Source organism: Candidatus Polarisedimenticolia bacterium, assembly GCA_036001465.1.
Taxonomy (GTDB): Bacteria; Acidobacteriota; Polarisedimenticolia; order Gp22-AA2; family Gp22-AA2; genus Gp22-AA3.
The window spans coordinates 1-23,019 of sequence record DASYUH010000081.1; the positions used below are offsets into that span (position 1 = coordinate 1).

A 23,019-nucleotide genomic window follows, 5' to 3' on the forward strand; every position below is an offset into this window, starting at 1 on the left:
ATCAACCGCCTCCTCCTCGCCTGGGAACACGTCTACAACCACGTCCGACCCCATCAGTCACTCGGTGGTTTGACTCCCGCCCAGTTCTTGGCTACCTTCCCCCCCAGAGACCCCTCGTCTCACATGTCCTGAACCAGGACAATTGCTTGACAGGTTGCAACGGGCCGGCGTAGCGTGGGTACACAGCATTTCACGCAAGGTTGACTCATGTGCGACCGAATGCCTGTTCCGTGTCGGCGAGTTGTCTTCCCTTCAATCATCCTGGCGGTCTTGAGCCTCACGACACTCAGATCGAGTTCGTCACAAACTCGCCACCTGACCTTCGAGGAGCGCGTCAAGGCCCAGGAGGCCATCGAGCGTGTCTACTATCGGTATCAGATCGGAGCAACCCGTCCCTTCGGGCAGGCTGTGCCCCGGGAGGTGTTGGAGAACAAGGTCCGCACTTATCTCAAGCAGTCGGTGGCGCTGGAGAAACTCTGGAAGACGCCAGTCACGGCGGCCGCGCTTCAGGCGGAAATGGACCGTATCGTCGTCAACACGCGTCTTCCGGAGCGGCTCCAGGAGGTCTATCGCGCCCTGGGAGATGATCCGATCCTGATCGCGGAGTCGCTTGCGCGTCCTGTCCTCGTTGACCGCCTCGCCCGCAGTTTCTTCGCCTTCGACCAGGGCATCCATGCCGCACCCAGGAAGGAGGCCGAGGATCTGCGCTGGCGTCTGCTAAGCGGTGTCCTCGATCCCGCTGTGGAGCACCCCAACCGCCAGGTGCTGGAACTGGTCCGACGTGATCATCCCCGGAAGTTGAACGGAGAAACCCCTTCCGCTGCGCCGGAACGTGCCGGCCTGGGGCCTTCGGGAACACGGATCGAGTTGAGCCCCGACGAATTCGAGCGCTGGCGCGCGCGGGCCCCCAGGAGAATCGGAGAAATCGGCCCGGTGAGCGAAGAGCGCGATGCCTTCGTCGTGAGCGTTGTCCTTGAGGAAAAGACCAACGAATTTCGCCTGGCAGTGTACACGATTCCGAAAATCCACTGGGAGACTTGGTGGGAGAAAATCGCGGAAGATTTCGATGAGACGGTAATGACCGCGACTGCAGCGCACTCGGTCCGCGTTCTCTCTACCGTTCCGCGTCGTGAAGGGGCCTTTGACGCAGGAGCGAGAGCCGACGCCTTCGACGCCGGCATGAGTCCCGCGCCTCCAAACTGCGTCCCCGACGACACCTGGGACAACAGCATCCTGGATGATGTTCCTACACCCCGCTATGGACATACAGTCGTCTGGACTGGTAGGTACATGATTGTGTGGGGGGGGTTCGCGGGTAATTTCATCGATACCGGGACCCGGTATGACCCTCTTACGGATACGTGGGCGCCGACCAGCATGACCACCGCTCCGGCAGCACGCTACCTTCACACGGCAATCTGGACCGGGACGGTGATGGTCATCTGGGGTGGTAGCGGAGTGAGTAACTTGCCTCTGGCTACCGGTGGGCGGTACGACCCCGTGGCAGATTCCTGGGAGCCCACATCCACACTGGCGGCGCCGACAAGGCGTTTCTGGCACACAGCGGTCTGGACCGGGAGTGAAATGCTCGTCTGGGGCGGGACAGAGGACGGTCCCTATGTCAACAGCGGTGCCCGCTACGACCCCGTCACGGATTTATGGGTGCAGACCTCGATGGTAAACGCGCCAGCGCCTCGCATCAGGCATACGGCCGTATGGACCGGGGTGGAGATGATCATCTGGGGTGGACTCGATGCGGCCCGGAAAAGCCTTAACAGCGGAGGCCGGTACGACGCGGCGGCAGATAGCTGGACGGCGACCTCAATCACAGCCGTCCCAGAGGGACGTCAACTGCACACAGCCGTCTGGACAGGCGGTCGGATGGTCGTCTGGGGCGGCTTCTCTGTGTCTAATCGCAACACTGGCGGCCGATACGACCCTGTTTCCGACAGCTGGACGCCTACCTCGACAACTGGGGCTCCGTCGGCGCGGAACTCCCACACGGCCGTCTGGACGGGGAATGAGATGATCGTCTGGGGCGGCAAGGAATCCTTCTACGATTTCGAGCAAGCTCTCGACACCGGGGGCCGCTACGACCCGGTCTCCGACTCCTGGACGCCGACCTCCACAACAAACACTCCGTCGGCAAGAAGCGACCACACGGCGGTCTGGACCGGCAGCCAGCTGGTCGTCTGGGGGGGCATCTCCGATATCGACATGGGAAAGCCCCGAGCTTATTTCAACAGCGGCGGTCGGTACGACCCAGCCAGCGACAATTGGACACCCACATCGGTCCTCGGCACGCCCGGAGGGGTCCTCTGCTGCCACACGGCCGTCTGGACAGGGAATTTCATGATCGTCTGGGGTGGCCTGGGGGAGACAGAGACGAGCGTCAACAGTGGCGCGCGCTACGATCTGATGACGGACACCTGGACGCCGACCTCGCTGATAAATGCCCCCGCGGGGCGGTACTCACATCAAGCGGTCTGGACCGGGAACGAGATGATCGTCTGGGGTGGGGCGGGGCGCAATGACGGGGGCCGATACGACCCGGTCTCAGACCAATGGCGCGCGATCTCGACCACGGGAGCCCCGTCGCCCCGGTATCTCACCACGCCGGCAGTCTGGACGGGCAGCGAGATGATCATCTGGGGTGGGTTGATTGAGACGAACACCACCACCAATATGGGCGGGCGCTACAACCCCGCGACTGATAGCTGGGCGGCAACCTCCACTACTGATGCGCCTTCACCGCGCTGGAGCCACACGGCGGTGTGGACCGGAAGCGAAATGATCGTCTGGGGCGGGGCCGCCCCGTTCTTGGGCTTCTTCAATACAGGCGGACGGTACGACCCTGTCTCGGATTCGTGGAGGCCGGTCTCCCTGACCGGCGCGCCCTCGCCCAGGGCAACCCACAACGCGGTCTGGACCGGGAGTCTGATGATCGTCTGGGGCGGCGACACCACGGGCGGCCTCAGGGGCGGCCGTTACGATCCCGCGACCGACACTTGGACGCCCACTTCGACCGCCAATGCTCCTGTATTCACGGACAACCATACGGCGGTGTGGACCGGGAACAGGATGATCGTCTGGAGCGACGATGGCACCGGAGGCCTCTACGACCCGGCAGCCGACACGTGGGCACCGACTTCCACAACTGACGCGCCGTCTTACGCATTTTCAACTCCCAACGCGGACGCCACGGCAGTATGGACGGGCGGTTTCATGATCGTCTGGGCCAAGAACTGGGGCGGGATGTACGCCCTGGAACAATCCGTCGACAATGACGGCGACGGGCGCACCGACTGCGAGGGCGACTGCGACGACACGAACCCGCTCGTCTGGTCTCTCCCGATGGAGGTATCGAACCTCCGGGTATCGGCCGCAAGCGCTACCTCCCTGAGTTGGGACGACCAGGTGGCGCCGGCCGGCCCCGGAACTCAGTACGATCTGGCCTCGGGGGTGCTGCTCGGTTCATGGCAAGCCGACCTGATCTCAGGCACCTGCTTGTGGTCCGGCACGGCAGCCACGTATGCAGATGTCCGAACCGATCCCGAAACCGGGAGCGGTTTCTGGTACCTCGTCCGGGGAAGAAACTCTTGCGGTGTCGGAACCTTCGGGAGTTCCCCAATAGACGCCATCGTGGGTCCATGTCCTTAGTTCTAAGGACGAGCAGTATTCGGGAAACGTTCGGCCGGGAATGCGGTACTCGGCCGCACACGGGCTCGGGAATGGAGGTTAGGAAAGTGACGAGGGGCGTAAGTGAATTGGTAGGCTGCTAAAAAGCCTCGAGAATCAGGGGAAGTGGAGGTCCAAGGTGAAGATTCGAAATTACTTGGCGCTCTCGATCCTGCTTGTAATTATCGGCGGTTTCGTATGGCTGTCACGAAGCGACATCGCAGTTACCCCCCCTCTCCACGAAACAGTTTGCCAAACCCGAGCTGGCAGTCAGCACGGCGACGGTGACCTTGCAGGACGCAATGGACCGACTCCCGAACAGCGCCGCCTGGACGAGCTTCCTCGCGCGACAGACAGGGGGGGCGGCGGCATACATCGACCCCCGCTCGGGGACACCGGCGAGCATCCTCGTGAGCGTTCCGCTAATCCCAGGTACGGGCAAGGGAAACACGCTGACACTTGCGGATCTTGGCCTGTCTCTCGGCAAGCCGGTGTCGGAGATCAGCGCGGAGGTCGTGGCCGCGATCGTCAGGGCGTACGTCTTGAACAACCTCGACGTGCTGGCCGTCGCCGCCGACCAACTGGGTCCGGTCCAGGTGGCTCAGGTCAACGATTGGCTCTGGCAGTTCAGTATCCCGCAGGAGGCGGGGGGAGTTGGGGTCAGATATGCAAGGCTGGCGGGCGCGCTCAACCACGGAAACCTGGTCCTCCTGGGGACCGAGATGTGGGGCAACGTCCAGATCGACACGCGGCCGACGCTATCCAGGGACGACGCCATCGGGATCGGATTCGCCTATGCCGGCGGGAAGCTCCCTGAGGACACGATGTGGAGGGAACCTCTGCTTGAGCTCATCCCCTATGCCCCGGCCGGTCGGGAGATCGCCAATGCGCCCGGGAGACCCATCGGGCAGGGATACGGCCATCGGCTCGTGTGGTCGTTCCGGTTCGAACGGGCTTCTGAGCTGGGGAGCTGGGAGGTTCTCGTCGACGCCCACGCGGGAGAGGTGGTCGCCTTCCGGGACGTGCTCCATTACGCCAAGACCGCGATCAAGGGCGGCGTTTATCCTGCGACGAACACGGAGATCTGCTCGCCGAGGTGTAGCAACTCGCCAACGACCCTATGTAGCGCGCACAGCGACTGTCCTCAGCCGGGAGGGTTCTGCGAATACCGGCCTCAGACGTGCGGTTTCATGCAATCCGAGTGGCCGATGCCCTGGGCGGACTATAAGGCATGCAGCAATCAGCCCAGCAAAGGCTGCACGGTTAACAGCGATTGTCCCGGAGGAGTGTGCCAGGTGTTCTTCGCGAACGGTGCCGGGCTGTTCGACGCTTGCACTAGCGGTTCCACGACCACAACGCTGAGCGGCAAGTACTACAAGGTCACCTCGATCTGCGGAACGATCAGTCGGACGGTTGTTTGCGGTGCTCCGCTCAATCTTGACGGCACGAATGGCCAGCATGACTGCACCAGTTCCCCCGCCGGAAATGGGAATGTCCCAGCGGCGAGGGCTTCGTACTACGAGGTGAACAGGATTGCGGAGATTGCTCGTGGCTGGCTCCCGAACAATCCCTGGCTATTGAGGACCGCACCGAACCAATTCGAGATCAGGGCGGTCGTTACCGGTGGTTGCAGTGCATCCTATAACAACGATGACCCGAACGCACCGTTCATCGGGTTCACGGCCGGTCAGTTCAACAGCCTCGAGAACGAGTGGAAGTGCAGGCCCCCAGGAGAAATCGCCACGATCGTGAGCCACGAATGGGGTCACGCGCTCGATGACAATGACGCGCTCGGGGAGATGAGCGATCCCAGCGAGGCGTATGCCGATATCGCGGCGATGTACCGCCAGCAGGCGAGTTGCGGGGGTTACGGGAACCGTGGCAAGGAGTCTAGCAATAACCTGCAGTGTCCGACTGCTCTGAACCCTTACACATGGGACGGGACAGGATTTAACTGGAGCCTGGAGGATGTTCCCCCACGTCATTGCTTCACTGATTGCAGCGGTGCCAGGGAGATGGACTACCTGAAGCACGCGGACGGTGTCGCCGACACGACGCAGAACTTTGTGTGCGGCCAATGCTCACAGAGCGGGGTCTTGGGTCCATGTGGCAGAGAGGTGCATTGCGCGGCGACGCCCGTCGACCAGGCGGCGTGGGATCTTGCCGCGCGGGACCTCGGAGCTGCCCCGTTTTTGTATAGTTCCGAGACCGCGTTCATCGTCGCCAGCAAGCTTTTCTACGAGGGCAGCGGGAACGTCGGGGCGTGGTACTCCTGCGACTGTGGCGCCGGGACTTCGGGCGGCTGTGGAGCGGGCTCTGGTTACCAGGGGTGGCTCACGGCGGATGACGACAACGGCAATATTCTCGATGGAACGCCGCACGCGACCGCGCTCGCGGCTGCCTTCGAGCGCCACAATGTTGGCTGCCCCGGCCAGGTTCCCGGGAACAGCTGTAGCGGCTGGGAGTCGCTCGCTCCCACGGTGACTTCTGCGATGATGACTCCCACGGGCGTGGACCTTACGTGGACGGCGGTGCCCGGTGCCGCTTTGAACTCGGTGTTCCGCACGGAGGGCCATGCGGGCTGCAACCTGGGCAAAGCGCGCATCGCGCGGATTTACAACACCTCGTATCATGATGCGGAGGTCGCTGAGACTGGGCGCAGGTATTTCTATTCCGTGGTGGCAGAAGCAGACCTTGGTCTTTGCTTCAGTGCGAGCAGCGCGTGCAAGTTGCCCGACCAGGTGCCTGCCAGTGAGCTGCCGATAACCGGGACGATTGCGGCAGGGAGCCATCTCGATGTTCGCACCTCGAACAATCTGCGCGAGCAATTGAAGGAGGCCTTGTCGGGCGGTGTGTCGCGGCTGTCGCACCGGTGGCAATTCAACAGTGTCCCCAAGACGACGACCGGTCCGCCCACCAGGCTGAAGTTGGTTCTCGAAGGGTATCGACCGAATAACGCCGAGGGTGACAATTTCCAATTCGCCTACTCGACCGACGGGGCAAACAGCTGGACGAACATCAATGGTGGTGTAATCAATAGCCAGTTTGAGGGGATTTTCACCATTGACCTCGGCCAGCCAGCGCAGCAAGTGGGGACCATTTACATCCGCGTGGAGGACACGAACCAGACTTCGGGAACAGCGCTCGATAGTGTCTTCATCGATTACCTGGTTCTTCGGGTAGAGTGAGGAAGCAGAGGAAATCGGGCAGAGGAACAAAGCTCCGGTTCGACGGAAGGAGGAGCGTAAGTCCTCGTCGAGCACTTTGTAGGGATTCTAGCCCGTTCCGGCCGGGGTCACGAGGCAGGGTCACCACCTTCGGGTCGGCGAGAGCGGCGCGGGTGGCGGTGAGCAGGTAGAGCTTGGGCTCGACGTCGGCCAGCTTGGCGGACTCGAGCAGGCTGTAGTACAGCGCGGCGATGTCGGTGCGGTCTCGAAGAGCGAGCCGGAGTCGTTCTTGAGCCCGCAAACACACCCCGCAGGTCGCGCTCGGTGCTGACCTACGTGGCCACCCGCAACGCTTCGTCCCTCAGAACGAACCCGTCCAAGCGTTTGGATCTGAACGTCTTTGATAGACTTGGGCCCCCGGCACCATCAAAGAACCTACCGGCAGGTCGTGCTCAGTGATCGCGGCTCTGCCGGTGTCGGGGGTAGACCGCGATCTCGTGGACAAATCCGCACGATTTCATTGCATTGCTCCCGGGTCCCTTCTTCTGGCAGTTGGCTGGGGTGCCATCGTGAGGTCTAATCAGACGCCCGACGGCTCTCTGCCTGTTAACCAGAAGTGCTCCCCGAGTGCGAGGAGATATCCCGTTTGAGGAGCCAGTCGTCGTTCGTTTCGACCTGCCGGGTCGCTCGTTGATGGGTATCCCTCTTGGGGCACCAAGTATGCTCACACGGACGTGGTTTAGCGCAACTCAGGTCGAGCGTACGAGCAACGATCCGCACGATATTCTGGTGGTTGGTCGATGCCGGCCACCTACAATGCGAGCCTCAGCCGAAAAGACAAACCCACATGCTTCGGATTCCTGCTTCCTTGACGCCTTTTCGAGCGTGTGGTACATCACTCGGCCTCATGGCGATCCTGCCGATTCTGCGCTTTCCGCACGAGGTGCTGGCGACCGATTCGGGCCTCGTGCGCGAGATCACACCGGACGTCGAGCGCCTCGTCCAGGACATGATCGAAACGATGCATGCCGCCCCGGGGGTCGGACTGGCCGCGAACCAGGTGGGCGTGGCGAGGCAGATCGCCGTCGTCGACCTGAGCGTCGGGGAAAAACCGGAGGAGGTCCTCGTCCTGATCAACCCGCGCATCCTCGAGAACGCCGGGTCCTACATCGAGGACGAGGGTTGCCTGAGTCTCCCGGGGTTCACCGAGAGGGTCACACGCCCCGATCGGTGCGTGATCGAGGCGATGGACCTGGCGGGCAAGGTACGGACGCTGGAAGGTCGGGATCTTCTGGCGCGCGCCTTCAATCACGAAATCGACCACCTGCACGGCCGGCTGTTCATCGAGCACCTGAGTCCACTGAAGCGCCGGCTGATCAAGCGGAAAGTCCAGAAACGGATGCGGGCGGGAGACTGGGACCTCGTCCCGGCCTGAGCATCCCTCCGATGAACCGGGGAGGAGCATGCGGCTCGTCTTCATGGGAACGCCCGACTTCGCGATCCCGGCGCTCCGGGCCCTGGCGCAGTCCGGCCATGAGATTGCGACGGCCGTCACGCAGCCGGACCGGCCGAGGCGCAGCCGCTCCTCGCCTCCTGAGCCCTCTCCGGTCCGATCCGAGGCGCAGGCGCTCGGGATTCCGGTCCTGGCGCCCGAGTCGGTGAGGGATCCCGAGGTCGTCGAGCGGCTGCGGGCGATCGGACCGGAGGCTGTGATCGTGGTGGCCTACGGCCAGATCCTCCCGCCCGAAATCCTGACCATCCCCCCGCGTTGGTGCATCAACGTGCATGCGTCGCTCCTCCCGAAATACCGCGGCGCCGCGCCGGTGGCGCACGCCATCCTGGCGGGCGATCGAGTGACCGGCGTGACGACCATGAAGATGGACCGAGGCCTCGACACCGGCGACATCCTGTTGCAGCGCGAATGCCCCGTCGGCCTCGCGGAGACGGCGGGGGAGCTGACCGCGAGGCTGGCCGTCCTCGGAGCGGACCTGCTGGTCGAGACGCTGGCCCTGCACGAGCGCGCGGCGCTCGAGCCACGGAAGCAGAACCCGGCCGAGGCGACGCAGGCTCCCTCCCTGAAGCGCACCGACGGTCTCATCGACTGGGGCCGCGGAGCGCCCGAGATCGCCGACCGGGTGCGCGCCTGCCATCCCTGGCCGCTCGCCTATTCCTGGCTGCGCGGGGAGCCGGTCAATTTCCTGCGCGCCGAGGTGAGCCTCGAGGCCCGGGACGACCCGGGCGCCCGCCCCGTGCCCGGCCGGGTCATCGAGGCGGGCGAGGCGCTCGTGGTCCAGTGTGAGGGGGACGGCCGGGTCCGCATCCTGGAGCTGCAGTTCCCCGGCCGGAAGGCGATGATGGCGCGTGACGCGGTGAACGGCAGGCTCGCGAAGGTCGGTGACATCTTTGCCCAGGCCGCGCCGCGCTGAGACGGCCCGGCCGGGAGGGCGGACCGGGCGCGCCGCCGCCTGCGCCATCCTCGAGAAGGTCGAGATCGGCGGCAGCAGCAATCTGCTCCTGGCGGAGATGTCCGGTGGGGCGGAGCGCGAGCGCCACCTCGCGACCGCGCTCGTCTACGGCGTGCTGCGACAGAGACGGGCGCTCGATCGGCTGATCGAGAAGTCCTCGCAGCGGCCCCTCGCGGAGATCGATCCGCCGGTCCTCATCGGCGCCCGGGTGGCGCTCTATCAGATCCTGTTCCTGACCCGGGTGCCGCGCGCCGCCGCGGTCGACGAAGCGGTGTCGATGGCGCGGGCGCGGCGCGGGCGCGGCGCCGCGGCGTTCACCAACGCGGTCCTCAGGGCGGCCTGCCGGCTGATCGACCAGGGGATCGGGGCCGGCTCCCTGCTCCCGGACGAGTCGGCCGATCCCGCGCTGCACCTCGCCGAGAAGCACTCGTTCCCGCCGTTCCTGGCGAGGAGATTCCTGGCCCGCCATGGCCGGGCGGAGTGCGAGGCGCTTCTCGGGACGCTGAATACGCCGGCCCCCACCGTCCTCCGCGTGACCCGCCGGGGGGGCCGCAGCGAGGCGGTCGCGGCACGGCTCCGGGACGAGGGGATCGAGACGATCCCCTCGCCGGGCCTGCCGGGGGCGCTGCGGGTCGTCCGCGGGGCGCCGCAGCGCACGACGCTCTTCCGGGACGGGCTGATCTACGTTCAGGACGAGGCGGCCCAGATCGTCTCGCTCCTCCTGCTGCCCGTCGATCATCCGGACGGGGTCCTCGATCTCTGCGCGGCGCCCGGCGGCAAGCTCCTGATGGCGACGGAATCCGCGCCCCCCGGAGGGCGACTCGTCGCCTGCGACGTCTCGGCGGCGAGGCTCCGCCTCCTGGAGGAGAACGTGCGGCGCCTGAACATCACCGGGATCCTGCGCGTGGCCTCGGACGCGACGCGGCCGGCGCTCCGATCGACGTTCGGCTCCGTGCTCCTGGACGCCCCCTGCACCGGCACCGGAATCATCAGGCGCCACCCGGAGATCCGCTGGCGGCGGAATGAGACGGACGTCGCGACGGCGGCCCGCGCGCAGGACCGGATGCTCCGGGCCGCGGCCGACCTCGTGTCGCCCGGCGGCCGCCTGGTCTACTCGGTCTGCAGCCTCGAGCCGGAGGAGGGCCCCGCGCGCATCGACGCCCTGCTCGGGACACGTGCCGACCTGAGCGTCGTCGATGCCCGGACGATCCTCCCTCCCGCCCTGCATCGGCTGGTGGACAGCCGGGGGTTCCTGGCCACTCTCCCGCATCGCGACGACATGGACGGCTTCTTCGCGGCCGCCCTCCGGCGGGCCTGAAACCCTTCCTGGTCACCGGTGGCGGGGCGCAGCGCCTTGCGGCTCATGCTCGGCGACGGAGCCATCCAGGCCACCCAGGCTCCGCGACTTGCCTCGGAATCGCCGCGATGCGCTGCGCCCCGCCACCTGTGGCTACGCATGCCCTCAGGCGCGCCGGAGGGCAGCCGCGTCTCCTCTGCAGGGTCAAAGCCGCACGCGTCGGCTTGGGCGATGCGCAACCGCTGTGCTACCATGCCGATCGCTCAGCCTGCTGGCGCGCGGAGGCCCGCATCTTCAAGACTATCCAGGCGAATCAGCTGCGTCGCTACGCCCTGGTGATCGCCTGGGTTGCGGTGGTTGCCGGGCTGCTCGTCGCCATTGTCGCATTCAGCGCCTACTACACCGTGAGGCATTCGGTCGTGGGCCGGGACGTGCAGGTCCCGGATCTCTCGGGCCTGACGTCCGAGGAGGCGTCGGCGCTCCTCGCGGAGAAGGGGCTCGTCTTCGAGGAGGCGGCAGGACGCAACGACGAGCACGTCGAGATCGGACGCGTCCTGGCCCAGGACCCGCCGCCCGGGGCGTCGATCAAGCCGGAGCGCAAGGTCAAGGTCATCGTGAGCCTGGGGGACAAGGTCAGCTCGATCCCCGAGCTGCGCGGCGGGGCGGCGCGCAAGGCGCAGATCACCCTGCAGCAGCAGGGGATGAAGCTGGGCGACCAGATCTACGTGCACAGCGCGAGGGCGGAGGAGAACATGGTGATCGGCCAGGATCCGCTTCCGGAGGGGGCCGGCCTGCGGGATGCGAGGGTCACCCTTCTGGTCAGCAGCGGAGTGGCGCCGCGCACCTACATGATGCCGCGGCTCGCAGGCCGCGGCGAGAACGAGGCGGTGGCCTTCCTGTCGCGCGCCGGGCTGCGCGTGGCGCCGATGAAGCGCCAGGCGGGTACCGACGCGCCTCCGGGGACCATCGTGGCGCAGGATCCCGACTCCGGCTACCCGGTGCGCAGCGGCGATCTCGTCACCCTCACCGTGGCGGGAGGAGGCCCTGGCGGTGGCTAGCGACCCGAAGCAGAGGCCGGGCGACGGCCCGCGCGCGGGCGCCCGCCTGCCGGAGACGCCGGCTCTCGCCCCTTCGATCCTGACCGCCGACCTGGGCCGCCTCGCGCAGGAGATCGCCGCCGCGGAGGCGGGCGGGGCGCGGCTGTTCCACCTGGATGTCATGGACGGCCACTTCGTCCCGAACCTGACCATCGGCCCCATGGTCGTGGAGGCGGTCAACCGTGCCACCGCGCTCCCGCTCGACGTGCACCTCATGATCGAGGAGCCGGACCGCTACATCGAGACGTTCGCGAGGGCCGGCGCCGACATGATCTCCGTGCACCAGGAGGCGGTGCCGCACCTGCACCGGACGGTCCGGCTCATCCGGGAATCGGGCGCCGCCGCGGGCGTCGCCCTGAACCCCTCGACGCCGATCGCCGCGCTCGAGGAGATCCTCCCGGAGCTGGACTATGTCCTCCTCATGTCGGTGAACCCCGGATTCGGGGGGCAGCGCTTCATTCCCTCCGTCCTGGCGAAGGTCTCCGCCCTGCGAGCGCGCATCGAGCAGTCCGGCTGCGTCGCGAAGATCGAGGTCGACGGCGGCGTGGGTCCCGACAACATCGTGCCCCTTCTTGAGAACGGCGCGCAGATCCTGGTCGCGGGATCGGCGGTCTTCGACGGCCGCGATCCGCAGGCCCGGGCGCGGGCCCTCGTCGGTCTCCTCGAGGGCGGCGGACGATCCGGCCGGGCATCATCCTGAACGTGGCGGACGTGTCCGGCGACGGGTTCGTCGAGGTGAGGGTGCGATACCCGGAGGTCGACCGCATGGGGGTGGCGCACCACTCCCACCATTTCGTCTGGTTCGAGATCGGGCGGACGGAGCTGATGCGGTCCCGCGGCGTCGACTACCGCCGCCTGGAGGACGAGGGGCTCTTCCTGCCGGTCGTCGAGGCCTCCTGCGCCTACCTTGCGCCGGCGCGCTACGACGATCGGCTGCGGGTGCACACGCGGATCGAGCTCGCGAGCGGCGTGCGGGTCGCCTTCTCCTACCGCATCGAGCGCCAGCCCGACGGGCGGCTCCTGGCCACCGGCAGCACGCGCCACGCCGCGGTCGATCGCAGCGGCCGCCCGCGCCGCCTTCCCCGGACGATCCGAGGGCTCCTCGCTTGAGAACCAGGGGATCCACCGGGGCCCGGCGCGGCGACCGCGGCGCGGCCTGCGTCCTGCTCCTCTCGCTCGCCGCGCTGGGATGGCTCGCGCCGGGGTGCGCCGCCGGGCGCAAGAGCAAGAAGGCGGAGCCCCTGCAGCCGCCCCTCCAGGTGTACCAGATGGCGATGGCGAAGATGGAGAAGAAGCGCTACTACGCGGCCCGCACGCTGCTGCAGGGGGTCCTGCCGCGCGTCCCGCCGGACGATCGCGACCTCCTGCCGAAGATCCAGCTCGCGATCGCCGATTCCTTCTTCAAGGAACGGGGCCAGCTCAACTACGGGGAGGCGCTGAACTCCTACCGGACCTTCCTGACCTACTACCCGAACCACGAGGCGGCCGATCGGGCCCAGTTCATGGTCGGGATGTCGCTGTTCCAGCAGGCGCTGTCGCCGGACCGCGATCAGGCACTCACGTACCAGGCCATCAGCGAATTCAAGAAGGTCGAGGCGGTCTACCCGACAAGCCCCTTCATCGCGCAGGCGAGCCAGAAGCTCGTCGAGTGCAACGACCGCCTGGCCGAGCACGAGCGCCTGGTCGGCCGGTTCTACCAGAAGCGCAAGAGGTACAACGCGGCGATCGATCGCTACCGCACGATCCTGGACAAGTATCCGCACTACAGCAGGTCGGACCAGGTCCTCTTCGACCTGGGAAGCTGCCTGCTGCGGGTCGGGAACCGCCCGGAGGCGGAGGAGTTCTTCAGCCGCCTGTTCCAGGACAGGCCGGCCGGCAAGGAGACCGAAAAAGCCCGCAAGCTCCTGGCCGAGTTCGACCAGAAGCAGGGGAAGCCGGCGCGCAAGGACCGCAAGAAATGAGCCCGCGGCCGCCCCTCACGGTCATCGTCCCGACCTACAACGAGGAGGCGACGCTGGGTGACTGCCTCGCGTCGGTGCGCTTCGCGGACGAGATCCTGGTCGTCGATTCGTTCTCGACCGACGCGACCGTGCGCATCGCCCGCGAGGCCGGGGCCCGTGTCCTGCAGCACGAGTACGTCTACTCGGCGCGCCAGAAGAACTGGGCCATCCCGCAGGCGGCCCACGAATGGGTCCTCCTGGTCGACTCCGACGAGCGGGTCACGCCTCCGCTGCGCGACGAGATCCTCGCCCTCCTGGAGTCCGGGCCGCGACATGACGGCTACTGGATCCTCAGGGCCAATCACTTCCTGGGCCGGCGCATGCGTCGCTGCGGCTGGGGGACCGACCGGGTCATCCGCCTGTTCCGCAGGGACGTGTCACGGTACCAGGATCGGGAGGTGCACGCCGAGATCGAGCTTCCGGGGCCGCTGCCGGTCCTGCGGCACCCGCTCGAGCACCACTCGTTCCGCTCGTTCCGGCAATACTGGCGCAAGATTCAGCTCTACAGCGAGTGGGGCGCGGCGCAGCTCTACAAGGAAGGGAAACGGGCGGGCCCGGTCCAGATCCTCGGCCGTCCGATCACGCGCTTCGTCAAGATGTACGTCATCCGGCTGGGCTTCCTCGAGGGGGTGCACGGCCTGGTGCTGTCGCTCCTCGGCGCCTTCACCGTCTACCTCAAGTACGCGCGTCTGTGGGAGATGCGCATCCTGAAGGGAGCGGTCGAGGTCCCGGCGCAGGTCGAGGCCGGCGGGCCGCTGGCGCGCGAGCAGATCGGGCGGCTGGTGGACGAGGAACGCCGCGCGCCCGCGCAGCCCCGGTGAACCCCAGGACCATCCTGCACCTCAACACCGAAGCCGGCTGGCGCGGCGGCGAGGCGCAGACGCTGCGGCTGGCGGCGGGACTGAGGGATCGCGGCCTGCGCTGCCTGATCGTCGGCGTGCCGGGCGGCGAGCTGGTGCGGCGGGCGGCGGCCGCGGGCCTCGAGGTCGTCCCGATGCCGATGCGCGGCGAGCTCGATCTCGTGGCGGCCCGCGGGCTGGCGCGCCTCGTCCGCGAGGAAAGGGTCGACCTGCTGCACGGCCACACGGCGCACGCGGTGACGCTCGGGACCCTGGGGACGCTGGCCCGGCGCCGCCGGCCGGCGACGGTGGCGGCGCGACGCCTGTCGTTCCCGCTTCGCCGCGCGCTCCTGGGGCGTTTCAAGTACTCCTTCCACGTCGACCGGGTGATCGCCGTCTCCGAGGCCATCCGCCGGCTCCTGGTGCGCCAGGGGCTCGACCCGGCGCGCGTCGTCACCGTGCACTCCGGCATCGATCCCGATCGCTTCGGCCGCGGCGATTGCCGGCGCTTCCGGGAATCGCTCCGTCCCGTTCTCGGAGCGGAGGCGGACGGGACCTTCCTGATCGGCACGGCCGGCCACCTGGCGGCCCACAAGGGGATCGACCTGTTCCTCGCGGCGGCGGCCGGGGCCGCGGCGGAAGTTCCGGAGGCGCGCTTCCTGGTCATCGGGCGCGGCGAGGGGGAGAATGTCCTCAGGCAGGACGTCGGGCGTCTCGGCCTGGAGGGACGGGTGGTGTTCGCGGGATTTCGCGACGACATGCCGGACGTGTTCGCGGGGCTCGACCTGTTCGTCCTCGCCTCCACCTCGGGGGAGGGCTCGCCGGCGGTGCTGAAGGAGGCCATGGCGGCAGGCACGCCGGTGATCGCCACCTCGCTTGACGGCATCGAGGAGATCATCGAGGATGCGCGCCACGGCCTCCTGGTCCCTCCCGGGAACGCTCCCGCGCTGGCGCGGGCCATGGTCCTCCTGGCGCGGGACCCGGCCCTGAGGTCGCGCTACGCGGCGGCGGCGAAGGGCAGGGTCGGGGAATTCACGGCGGACAGGATGGTCGAGGGGACACTGGCAGTCTACCGATCGATCGAGCGCGCGGACTGATGGGCGCCCTGAAGATCAACAGGTATTACATGGATCGGCCGGGCGATCCCGCCCGGGTGCGTCTCTGGAACAGACTGACACGCCGGCCGATCCCGTCCTTTCCCAGGACCATCCAGATCCAGACGTTCACCGGCTGCAACGCCGACTGCATCTTCTGCCCCTACGGGGCGACCAGCGACTCCCAGCCCAGGGGAAGGATGCCGCCCGGGCTGTTCCGCCGGATCGTCGACGAGGCGGCGCACTACGGCGTGCGGCGCATCAGCCCGTACCTGATGAACGAGCCGCTGATGGACCGTGACCTGTTCGACAAGGTCCGCTACATTCACGCCACGATTCCGGACTGCAAGGTGGTGGTCACGTCGAACGGGCACTTCCTGACGCCGCCCGTGGTCGACGCCCTCCTGTCGCTCGGCGGCGGCCTGCACGAGCTCTACGTTTCGTTCCAGGGGATCGACCGGGAGTCGTACGGGACGACGATGAGGGGGAGCATGGACTTCGACCGCACCCTGGCCAACGTCAACCACTTCATCGACGAGCAGCGCCGGCGCGGCCTCGATCGCCCCAGGCTCTGGATCACCATGGTCGACACCTCGGTCATCGACGCGCGCCAGGCCGTCGCCTACTGGCGCGCGCGCGGCGTCGCCTCGAAGTACACCACGCTCGAGAACCGCGGCGGCAACATCCGGAACGCCGAACGCTTCAGCCGCACGAAGGCCATGTCGTACTACACGACGTGCACGCGCCTGTTCAAGCAGGCCTACATCATGTTCAACGGCGACATGGTCCTCTGCTGCGTCGATTACAGCCGCGAGCAGGTGCTCGGCAACATCACGCACCGATCGATCCACGACGTCTGGAACGGCCCGGTGGCGAGCGAGATCCGCCGTCGCTACCTGGCGCAGGAGTTCGGCGGCCTTCCCCTGTGCGGCAACTGCAAAATCGACGAGGTCCGCGAAGTCGCGACCGAGCCGGACGGCACCCAGCGGATCGGCGCGGCGGAAGTCCTGGAAGAGGCCTGACTCCGACAGGCTCCTAGAACAGCCTCCCCTGCCGGGGCGACCTGGCTCGAGGAGCCTCGACCGGCTCGGCCATCGTCTTCAAATCGGTGTAGGCGGCGACGAGCCCGGCGGGGGCCTTGACGCTCCCCATCGACAGGGAGCTCTTGATCATCAGGGCATTCGCCGGCCCCTTGCCGCGGTAGTGGTTGTTGGCGATGACGAAGACCTCCTCCGCCCCCGCGGCGATCGATCGGATCCGCTCCACCCACGGCCGCAGCTCCTCCATGGAGTAAAGGTAGTCGTAGCGCGCGGCGACGGGGGACGCGGTGGGATGCGGCCCGGGGCCGCGCCCCGTTTCCCGGAACCAGTTCGCGGCGTTCCTGCCGTGCAGGCGGACATAGGCGACGCGGGATGTCACGTGCGCCGTGGGCGGCAGGGTCCCCCCCAGCGCCGGCTGGTCGATGTTGCAGAATCCGACACCGAGGTTCCGCAGGAAAGCGAGCGCCCCCGCGTTGTCCCAGCTGCGGTGCCGGAATTCGGCAACCAGGGGAAGGCCGGGCAGGAGCCTCGCGACCGTCTCGAGGTGGGCACGGCTCTCGGGGCGGTCATGGAACGCCTGCGGGAACTGCATGAGCACCGCTCCGAGCCGGCGGGCTTCGAGCAACGGGGCGATCCCCGCCAGGTAGGTGCGCGCCTCGCCGCGCAGATCGAGGTCTCCGGATGCTCCGGCGGCCCGGTCCCGCAACGTCAGCGAGCCGCTCGGCGCGTGCGTGAAGATCTGGAAGAGCTTCGCCGTGAACCGGAACGAACTCTCTGAAGACACGCGACTTGCCCAGGACCGCGCCGCCTTCGCCGCGGGCTGGCGGTAGAAGGTGGAATTGATTTCGATGACATCGAAAAAGCTGCAGAGAAACGCGAGACGATCGAAGCGCCGCGGAGACGGGTCCGGATAAACGACGCCGGCCCAATCCCGGTAATCCCATCCCGCGATGCCGACTCGGACCACCTCGATCCCCTCCGCGACTCCCGGGTTTCAGGCCCGGGCCGGGTGATTGACGAAAGGTCCAATTCCTGCTATTATTTGACTCACTTTTTACGAAAATACCACCCATCGAAGCCCCGGGGTGGCTGGAGGCGGACGTTGGAAATCAAGGAATTCAAGATCGGCGACAAGGTTGTCTATCCGAACCATGGTCTCGGTATTATCGAACAGATCGAGAAGCGATCGATGGGCGACAGGATGGAGGAGTTCCTCACCCTGCGCATCGTCGCCAACGACAGCACGGTCATGGTCCCCCGCAGCAACACCACCAATGTCGGGCTGCGCCGCGTCGTCACGAAGAAAGAGGTCGAGGACGTCTTCGACGTCCTCAAGGACACCAAGATCACCCTCTATGACGACTGGAAGGGGCGCTTCCAGGAAAACTCCGACAAGATGCGGACGGGGTCCATCACCGAGGTCGCGCGAGTCTTCAAGAGTCTCAGCCATCTCGCCATCCAGAAGAACCTGTCCTATCGCGAGCGGCGCATGCTCGACAAGGCCAAGTACCTGATCGTCAGCGAGATCGCCGAGGTGGAACGGCTGACCGTCGAGCAGGTCGAATCCAAGATCGACCGCGCCGTCGCCCGCGGCATCAAGCAGGTCAAGGACAAGTAGCCCTCGGGTTCGCCGGCCGCCCCGGCTGGGCCGGCCGGGGTGCCATGGACCAGTTCCTCCTGCAAGGCGTAGTCTCCGAGGCGGCCGTACGCCTGGTCGAACAGGAGGTGCTCCGTGTCTCCTGTCTCGGCCGGCACCGCTATCTCCTGCGGTTCGCGACCCGGCGCAAGGACAACCTTCTCCTCTCCGTGAGGCCCGATCTGCCCCGGTTCCACCTCGTGGCGGCCCGGCGGGCCGCGGAGGAGCCCCCGGACCGGTTCGGCGCCTGGCTGGACCACGAGCTGACCGGCGCCACTCTGCTGTCCGTGGAGAAGCGTCCCTGGGATCGGGTCGTCTTCATGAGGTTCCGCCTTCCCCGCAGGGAGGACGGCGCCCTGGAACGACGGCTCGTCGTCGAGCTGCTCGGGCGATCGGCGAACCTGATCGCGCTCGATCCCGGGGGCCTCGTCCTGGCCCACGGGCGCGACCTGGCGAGCAGGTTCCGGGCCCCGGAGCCCGGCAAGCCGTACGAGCCGCCCCGCGGCCGCGAGGAGATCGACGCCGTCCCTCTCGGCCCGGAGGCGGTCGCGATCGCCAGGGAACGGCTCGGCGGCGCCCTGTCGTTCCTGTCACGGATCAGCCCACTTATCGCCCGCGACCTGACGTCGGCCGGCGCCGACGACGAGATGGCCGAGAAGCGACTCGTCGAGATTCTCGAGGCGGCGCGCCGGGCCTCCTGGTCCCCCGTCGTCTATTCCAGCCGTCCTCTCCAGGAGATGGCCGAGGGGGACGATCCGGAGACCGCCGGCCTGATCGTCGCGCCCCTGCCGCTGCTGTCCCCGCGCCTTGGAACGCGCGTTCCAGGCGGTGGGGACGCCCTCCCGGTCGCGACACCGTTCGCGGGCTGCTCGGAAGCGGCCGAAGCGGGCTTCGGCCTTGTGGAGCGGCTGCGGGACTTCAGGGACCTCAGGGACCACCACGAGGCGATCGTCCGGAAGGAGACGGAGAAGCTCTCGACCCTTCTGGGTAAGCTCGAGACGGAGCTCGCGGGCGCCCGCGGCAGCGATCGCTTCCGTCGACTGGGCGAGGCTCTTCTGGCGGGCCTCACGAAGGCGCGGGTGGAACACGACCGCGCCATCGTGCCCGATCCGTACGCCTCCGAAGGGGAGCCCTTGAGCGTGCCGATCGATCCGGCGCTTCCGTTGCAGGAGAACGCGCGGCTCCTGTTCGAGCGGTACAAGAAGGGGAAGAGGGGCGCCGTCACGATCGAGAAGCGCCTGAACGCGGCGCGCGCGCGCCTCGCCGAGTGGAGGTCGCTCGCGGCCCCCGCCGCGGCCGTGCGCGATGCGGCCGATCTCGAGCGGCTGCGCGAGGCGATGGCGAGGCTCGGGCTGGTGCACGCCGCGCGTCCGGCCCGCCGCGAACGGCCGCCTCGGCTCGGGGAGACCCCCGCCCGCGTGCGGCGCTACACCAGCCCGGATGGTCTCCTGGTGCTGGTCGGCAAGAGCGGCGAGGAGAACGACCGGCTCACGTTCAAGATCGCCTCGCCGTGGGATTTCTGGCTGCACGCGGCCGGCCGTCCGGGGGCCCATGTCGTCGTGCGCAACCCCAAGAGGTTGAAGGCCCTTCCCGAGAAGAGCCTGCGCCTGGCCGCGGAGGTCGCCGCGTATCACAGCGGCGCCCGCCAGGAAGGGAAGGTCGAGGTCCATTACACGCAGCGCAAGCACGTCCACAAACGGAAGGGAATGCCGAGCGGCCAGGTGCTGCTGCGCCGGTTCCGATCGCTCCAGGTGACCCCGCGCCTCCCCACCTCCACGTTGGAGGAGATCTAGGCGCCGGCCCCGTCGAGGAAGCCCTCCCGCCGCAGATCGGCGGGCGAGACCAGCCCGTCATGAAGCGCGGTGGCCAGGAGCGCCCCCGAGAATCCGGCGTCGCGCAGGAACTTGAGATCATCGAGACCGGCGATCCCGCCTCCGGCGATCAGGTCGAGGCCCTCCGTCCTGCGGCGCAGGCCGAGGAGACGCTCGCGCGGCAGGCCCCGGACGGTCCCGACCCGATCGAGCAGGAGAAGGACGACCGATCGAAATCCCGCCTGGCGGGCCCGATCCAGGACGTCCTCCTCGTGCAGGGGCGTCCCGCCGGTGAATCGGCCGATGAGCCCCGCCTCATCGAGGTCGAGGCTCAGGACGAGCCCGCTTCCCGCTCCCGGACCGGGAAGCGCGTCGATCGATCGCAGCGTTTCCGTGCCGATGACCGGCACGACCGCGCCGGCAGGAGGCGACGGACGGGAAGACGCGGCCGCGTCCAGGAACCCTCCGTCCCACAGGAAGCGGACGTCCGGAGCGGCCCCGACCAGACGATCGAGCAGGGCGTCGTGGTCCCCCTGACCCGTGATGCGATCGAGATCGGCGACGTAGATGGTGGCGGGGCGGATCGTCTCGCGGTAGGCGGCGAGGAGCGAGAGCGGTTCCGACAGATCGCGCGGCTCGCCGCCGCCGACGCGGCTGCGGACGGGGCGGTAGCGGGCCCGATCGCCCGATCGCCCGCGCACCGCCCCGCCGCCCTGCAGATCGATCACGGGTATAATCCGCATCTCGCTCGCCTCGGTCGTCGGTCAGGTTTCCGCCGGAGCGATTCTCCCATGAAGATCGCCGTCCTCGAGCACTTCACCGCGCTGCCCGCGGGCGCGGCCCGCTCCGGGCCGCGCGCGGAAGGCCGCGCCATGCGCGACGCCGTCGTCTCCGATCTGCGGGACCTGCCGGGCCTGTCGGTCGAAGTCGTCGAGCGCCTGGCCGCCTTCCGGGGCGCGCTCCGGCGCGCGGACGCCGCCCTCGTCATCGCTCCGGAGGAACGGGGCATTCTCGAGGGGCTGACGCGCATCGTGGAGCGCCAGGGGCGGCTCCTCCTGGGCCCCGACGCGGCGGCGGTGCGCCTCATGGCCGACAAGCTCGCGACCGCCCGGTGCCTCGAGGCCGCCGGCGTCCGGACCCCGCGCACCGAGGCGGTGCGCTTCAGGACGGCCCGGCGCCGTCTGCGCGCCAGGACCCTGCCGTTCGTCCTCAAGCCGCGCGATGGATGCGGCTGCCGGGGCATCGCGGTGGTTCGCCGCCGCCGGGAGATCGCCGGGGCGATCCGGGCCGTGCGGCGGGCGACCCGGCGCCCCGACTTCCTCGTGCAGGACCACGTGCGCGGAGAGAGCGTGAGCGTGTCGGTCATCGCCTCCGCCGGCCTGCTCCCCCTGGGTCTCAACCGCCAGAGGCTCAGGGGAGGGAGGACGCCGGCCTACGACGGGGGGGAGACGTTCTATCCGCACCGGTTGGCCCCTGTGGCCCTGGCGGCGGCCCGCGCCGCGATCGCGGCGGTCGCCGGGGCCTGCCCGGGGGTGCGAGGCTACGTCGGCGTCGACCTCGTGCTCGGAGTTCGCGACGCGACGGTCATCGAGATCAACCCGCGCCTCACGACCTCCTATGTCGGGCTGCGCCGGTCGGTCGACGGGAACATCGCGGGCCTGATCGTCGATGCCGCCCTGGGGCGCGAACTCCCCGGGCGGCTGGCGGTCTCGGGAAGCTGCCGCTTCCGCCCCGACGGCGGCATCGTGCGCACCCGGAACCACGCTCCGGGCGCCACGACGGGATAGACCAGGATGAGCGACTTCTGCGGCTGGGACATCGGCGGCGTCCATCTGAAACTGTCGCGCCTCAGGTGCCGGGGGGACGCCGCCTCGATTCTCACGCGAATCGTCCCCTTCGAGATCTGGAAGGAGCCGGACGGACTGGCCCCTCGGATCCGGGCCATGGTCGAAGGGGCCGAGGTGGAGGCGGACGCGGCGCACGGCGTCACGATGACCGCCGAGCTGTCGGACGTCTATCCGACGCGCGCCGACGGGGTGCGGTCGATCCTGCGCGCCTGCATCGACGCGCTGCCCGTCGAGCCGCGCGTGCTCGATCGCCACGCGGAGCTGCTGCCGATCCGGGAAGCCTTGAAGCGCCCGCTCGAGGTGGCGGCGGCCAACTGGTCCGCCACGGGCCGCCTGGTCGGACGCGCCGTGCGGGACGCGCTGCTCATCGACGTGGGCAGCACCACGACCGACCTCATCCCCGTGCGCGGGGGGGAGCCGTGCCCCGCGGAGCGCACCGACACGGGCCGCCTCCAGTCGGGCGAGCTGGTCTATACCGGCGTCCTGCGAACGCCTCCGGCAAGCCTCACCGAGGTCGTGCCGCTCCGCGGCGATTCGTGTCGCGTGGCGCCCGAGCACTTCACCAACATGGGGGACGCCTACCTGATCCTGGGTTCGATCGCGGCCGAGGACTACACCGTGCCGACGCCGGACGGACGCGGCCGGAGCCGGGAGGACGCCATGAGGCGCCTGGCACGTCTCGTCTGCGCCGATCTCGACCAGATCGGTCCCGCGGCCGTCGAGTCCATGGCCCGCTTCCTGCGCGATCGCCAGGTCGACAGGCTGGCGCAGGCCATAGGGCAAGTCCTGTCGCGATCGGGGGGGGCGGCGCTCACGACGGCGATCTCGGCCGGCGCGGGCGCCTTCCTGGCCGAGGAGGCGGCGCGTCGAGCCGGCCTGGACGCCATCCGGCTGGCCCGGATCGTGCCGAACGTCCAGGGGGACCGATGGGACCGGGCCGCGCCGGCCGCCGCGCTCGCCGTGCTGATGGCGAGCGAAAAAGGGACGTTTCGTTTCACGACCTGAAGCCGGGACACGGCGCCCGCCGGTGGATGGTTGACAAGCCCCG

General features: G+C 68.0%; 18 protein-coding genes. 16 read left to right on the top strand and 2 right to left on the bottom strand.

The features are described 5' to 3' along the window. The first annotated feature begins 270 nt into the window (after window positions 1–270). The 12 genes from VGV60_14810 (at window position 271) to VGV60_14865 (ending at window position 16,659) form a co-directional block, all read left to right on the top strand. Window positions 271–3,660, top strand: a complete 3,390-nt coding sequence (locus VGV60_14810; protein ID HEV8702541.1) for a hypothetical protein — start codon at window positions 271–273, stop codon at window positions 3,658–3,660. 320 nt (window positions 3,661–3,980) lie between these two features. Beyond that, window positions 3,981–6,866: a hypothetical protein gene (locus tag VGV60_14815; protein ID HEV8702542.1), complete on the top strand. Its 2,886-nt coding sequence runs from the start codon at window positions 3,981–3,983 to the stop codon at window positions 6,864–6,866. Window positions 6,867–7,752: 886 nt separating this feature from the next. Next, window positions 7,753–8,280 carry a peptide deformylase gene (gene def, locus VGV60_14820; protein ID HEV8702543.1) on the top strand — a complete coding sequence of 176 codons (528 nt, stop codon included), beginning with the start codon at window positions 7,753–7,755 and terminating at the stop codon, window positions 8,278–8,280. 28 nt (window positions 8,281–8,308) lie between these two features. Next, window positions 8,309–9,271 (top strand): methionyl-tRNA formyltransferase, encoded by a 963-nt coding sequence (gene fmt / locus VGV60_14825; protein ID HEV8702544.1) that lies wholly within the window; start codon window positions 8,309–8,311, stop codon window positions 9,269–9,271. After that, complete coding sequence (gene rsmB / locus VGV60_14830) at window positions 9,249–10,628, top strand: 16S rRNA (cytosine(967)-C(5))-methyltransferase RsmB (GenBank protein ID HEV8702545.1); 1,380 nt, start codon at window positions 9,249–9,251, stop codon at window positions 10,626–10,628. Before fmt ends, rsmB begins: the two co-directional genes overlap by 23 nt. Before the next feature lie 203 nt (window positions 10,629–10,831). After that, the gene (locus VGV60_14835; protein HEV8702546.1) at window positions 10,832–11,665 is read left to right on the top strand and encodes a PASTA domain-containing protein; all 834 of its coding nucleotides are present in this window, start codon (window positions 10,832–10,834) and stop codon (window positions 11,663–11,665) included. 46 nt (window positions 11,666–11,711) lie between these two features. Continuing rightward, on the top strand, window positions 11,712–12,404 hold the full coding sequence (gene rpe, locus VGV60_14840; GenBank protein HEV8702547.1) for a ribulose-phosphate 3-epimerase: 693 nt from the start codon (window positions 11,712–11,714) through the stop codon (window positions 12,402–12,404). Window positions 12,405–12,406: 2 nt separating this feature from the next. After that, window positions 12,407–12,814 (top strand): thioesterase family protein, encoded by a 408-nt coding sequence (locus VGV60_14845; GenBank protein ID HEV8702548.1) that lies wholly within the window; start codon window positions 12,407–12,409, stop codon window positions 12,812–12,814. Further along, the gene (gene bamD / locus VGV60_14850; GenBank protein ID HEV8702549.1) at window positions 12,811–13,665 is read left to right on the top strand and encodes an outer membrane protein assembly factor BamD; all 855 of its coding nucleotides are present in this window, start codon (window positions 12,811–12,813) and stop codon (window positions 13,663–13,665) included. The genes VGV60_14845 and bamD overlap by 4 nt, the downstream gene beginning before the upstream one ends. Continuing rightward, entirely contained in the window at window positions 13,662–14,525 is an 864-nt protein-coding gene (locus VGV60_14855) for a glycosyltransferase family 2 protein (protein ID HEV8702550.1), read from the top strand. Before bamD ends, VGV60_14855 begins: the two co-directional genes overlap by 4 nt. Then, on the top strand, window positions 14,522–15,640 hold the full coding sequence (locus VGV60_14860) for a glycosyltransferase (protein ID HEV8702551.1): 1,119 nt from the start codon (window positions 14,522–14,524) through the stop codon (window positions 15,638–15,640). The genes VGV60_14855 and VGV60_14860 overlap by 4 nt, the downstream gene beginning before the upstream one ends. After that, window positions 15,640–16,659 carry a radical SAM/SPASM domain-containing protein gene (locus tag VGV60_14865; protein HEV8702552.1) on the top strand — a complete coding sequence of 340 codons (1,020 nt, stop codon included), beginning with the start codon at window positions 15,640–15,642 and terminating at the stop codon, window positions 16,657–16,659. The genes VGV60_14860 and VGV60_14865 overlap by 1 nt, the downstream gene beginning before the upstream one ends. Window positions 16,660–16,672: 13 nt before the next feature. On the opposite strand, the gene VGV60_14870 is transcribed toward VGV60_14865, so the two are convergent. Then, window positions 16,673–17,644: a DUF72 domain-containing protein gene (locus tag VGV60_14870; protein HEV8702553.1), complete on the bottom strand. Its 972-nt coding sequence runs from the start codon at window positions 17,642–17,644 to the stop codon at window positions 16,673–16,675. A gap of 135 nt (window positions 17,645–17,779) precedes the next feature. Between VGV60_14870 and VGV60_14875 the strand changes: the two genes are divergently transcribed. Together VGV60_14875 and VGV60_14880 are read left to right on the top strand one after the other, a co-directional pair. Then, window positions 17,780–18,295: a CarD family transcriptional regulator gene (locus VGV60_14875; protein HEV8702554.1), complete on the top strand. Its 516-nt coding sequence runs from the start codon at window positions 17,780–17,782 to the stop codon at window positions 18,293–18,295. A 44-nt stretch (window positions 18,296–18,339) separates the two neighbouring features. Further along, entirely contained in the window at window positions 18,340–20,106 is a 1,767-nt protein-coding gene (locus VGV60_14880; GenBank protein ID HEV8702555.1) for an NFACT RNA binding domain-containing protein, read from the top strand. On the opposite strand, the gene VGV60_14885 is transcribed toward VGV60_14880, so the two are convergent. After that, window positions 20,103–20,852, bottom strand: coding sequence for a HisA/HisF-related TIM barrel protein (locus VGV60_14885; protein HEV8702556.1), 750 nt, complete (start codon window positions 20,850–20,852; stop codon window positions 20,103–20,105). The genes VGV60_14880 and VGV60_14885 overlap by 4 nt on opposite strands. Before the next feature lie 63 nt (window positions 20,853–20,915). Between VGV60_14885 and VGV60_14890 the strand changes: the two genes are divergently transcribed. Together VGV60_14890 and VGV60_14895 are read left to right on the top strand one after the other, a co-directional pair. Further along, window positions 20,916–21,911 (top strand): ATP-grasp domain-containing protein, encoded by a 996-nt coding sequence (locus VGV60_14890; protein ID HEV8702557.1) that lies wholly within the window; start codon window positions 20,916–20,918, stop codon window positions 21,909–21,911. Window positions 21,912–21,917: 6 nt separating this feature from the next. After that, window positions 21,918–22,976 carry a hydantoinase/oxoprolinase family protein gene (locus VGV60_14895; protein HEV8702558.1) on the top strand — a complete coding sequence of 353 codons (1,059 nt, stop codon included), beginning with the start codon at window positions 21,918–21,920 and terminating at the stop codon, window positions 22,974–22,976. Window positions 22,977–23,019 lie beyond the last annotated feature (43 nt).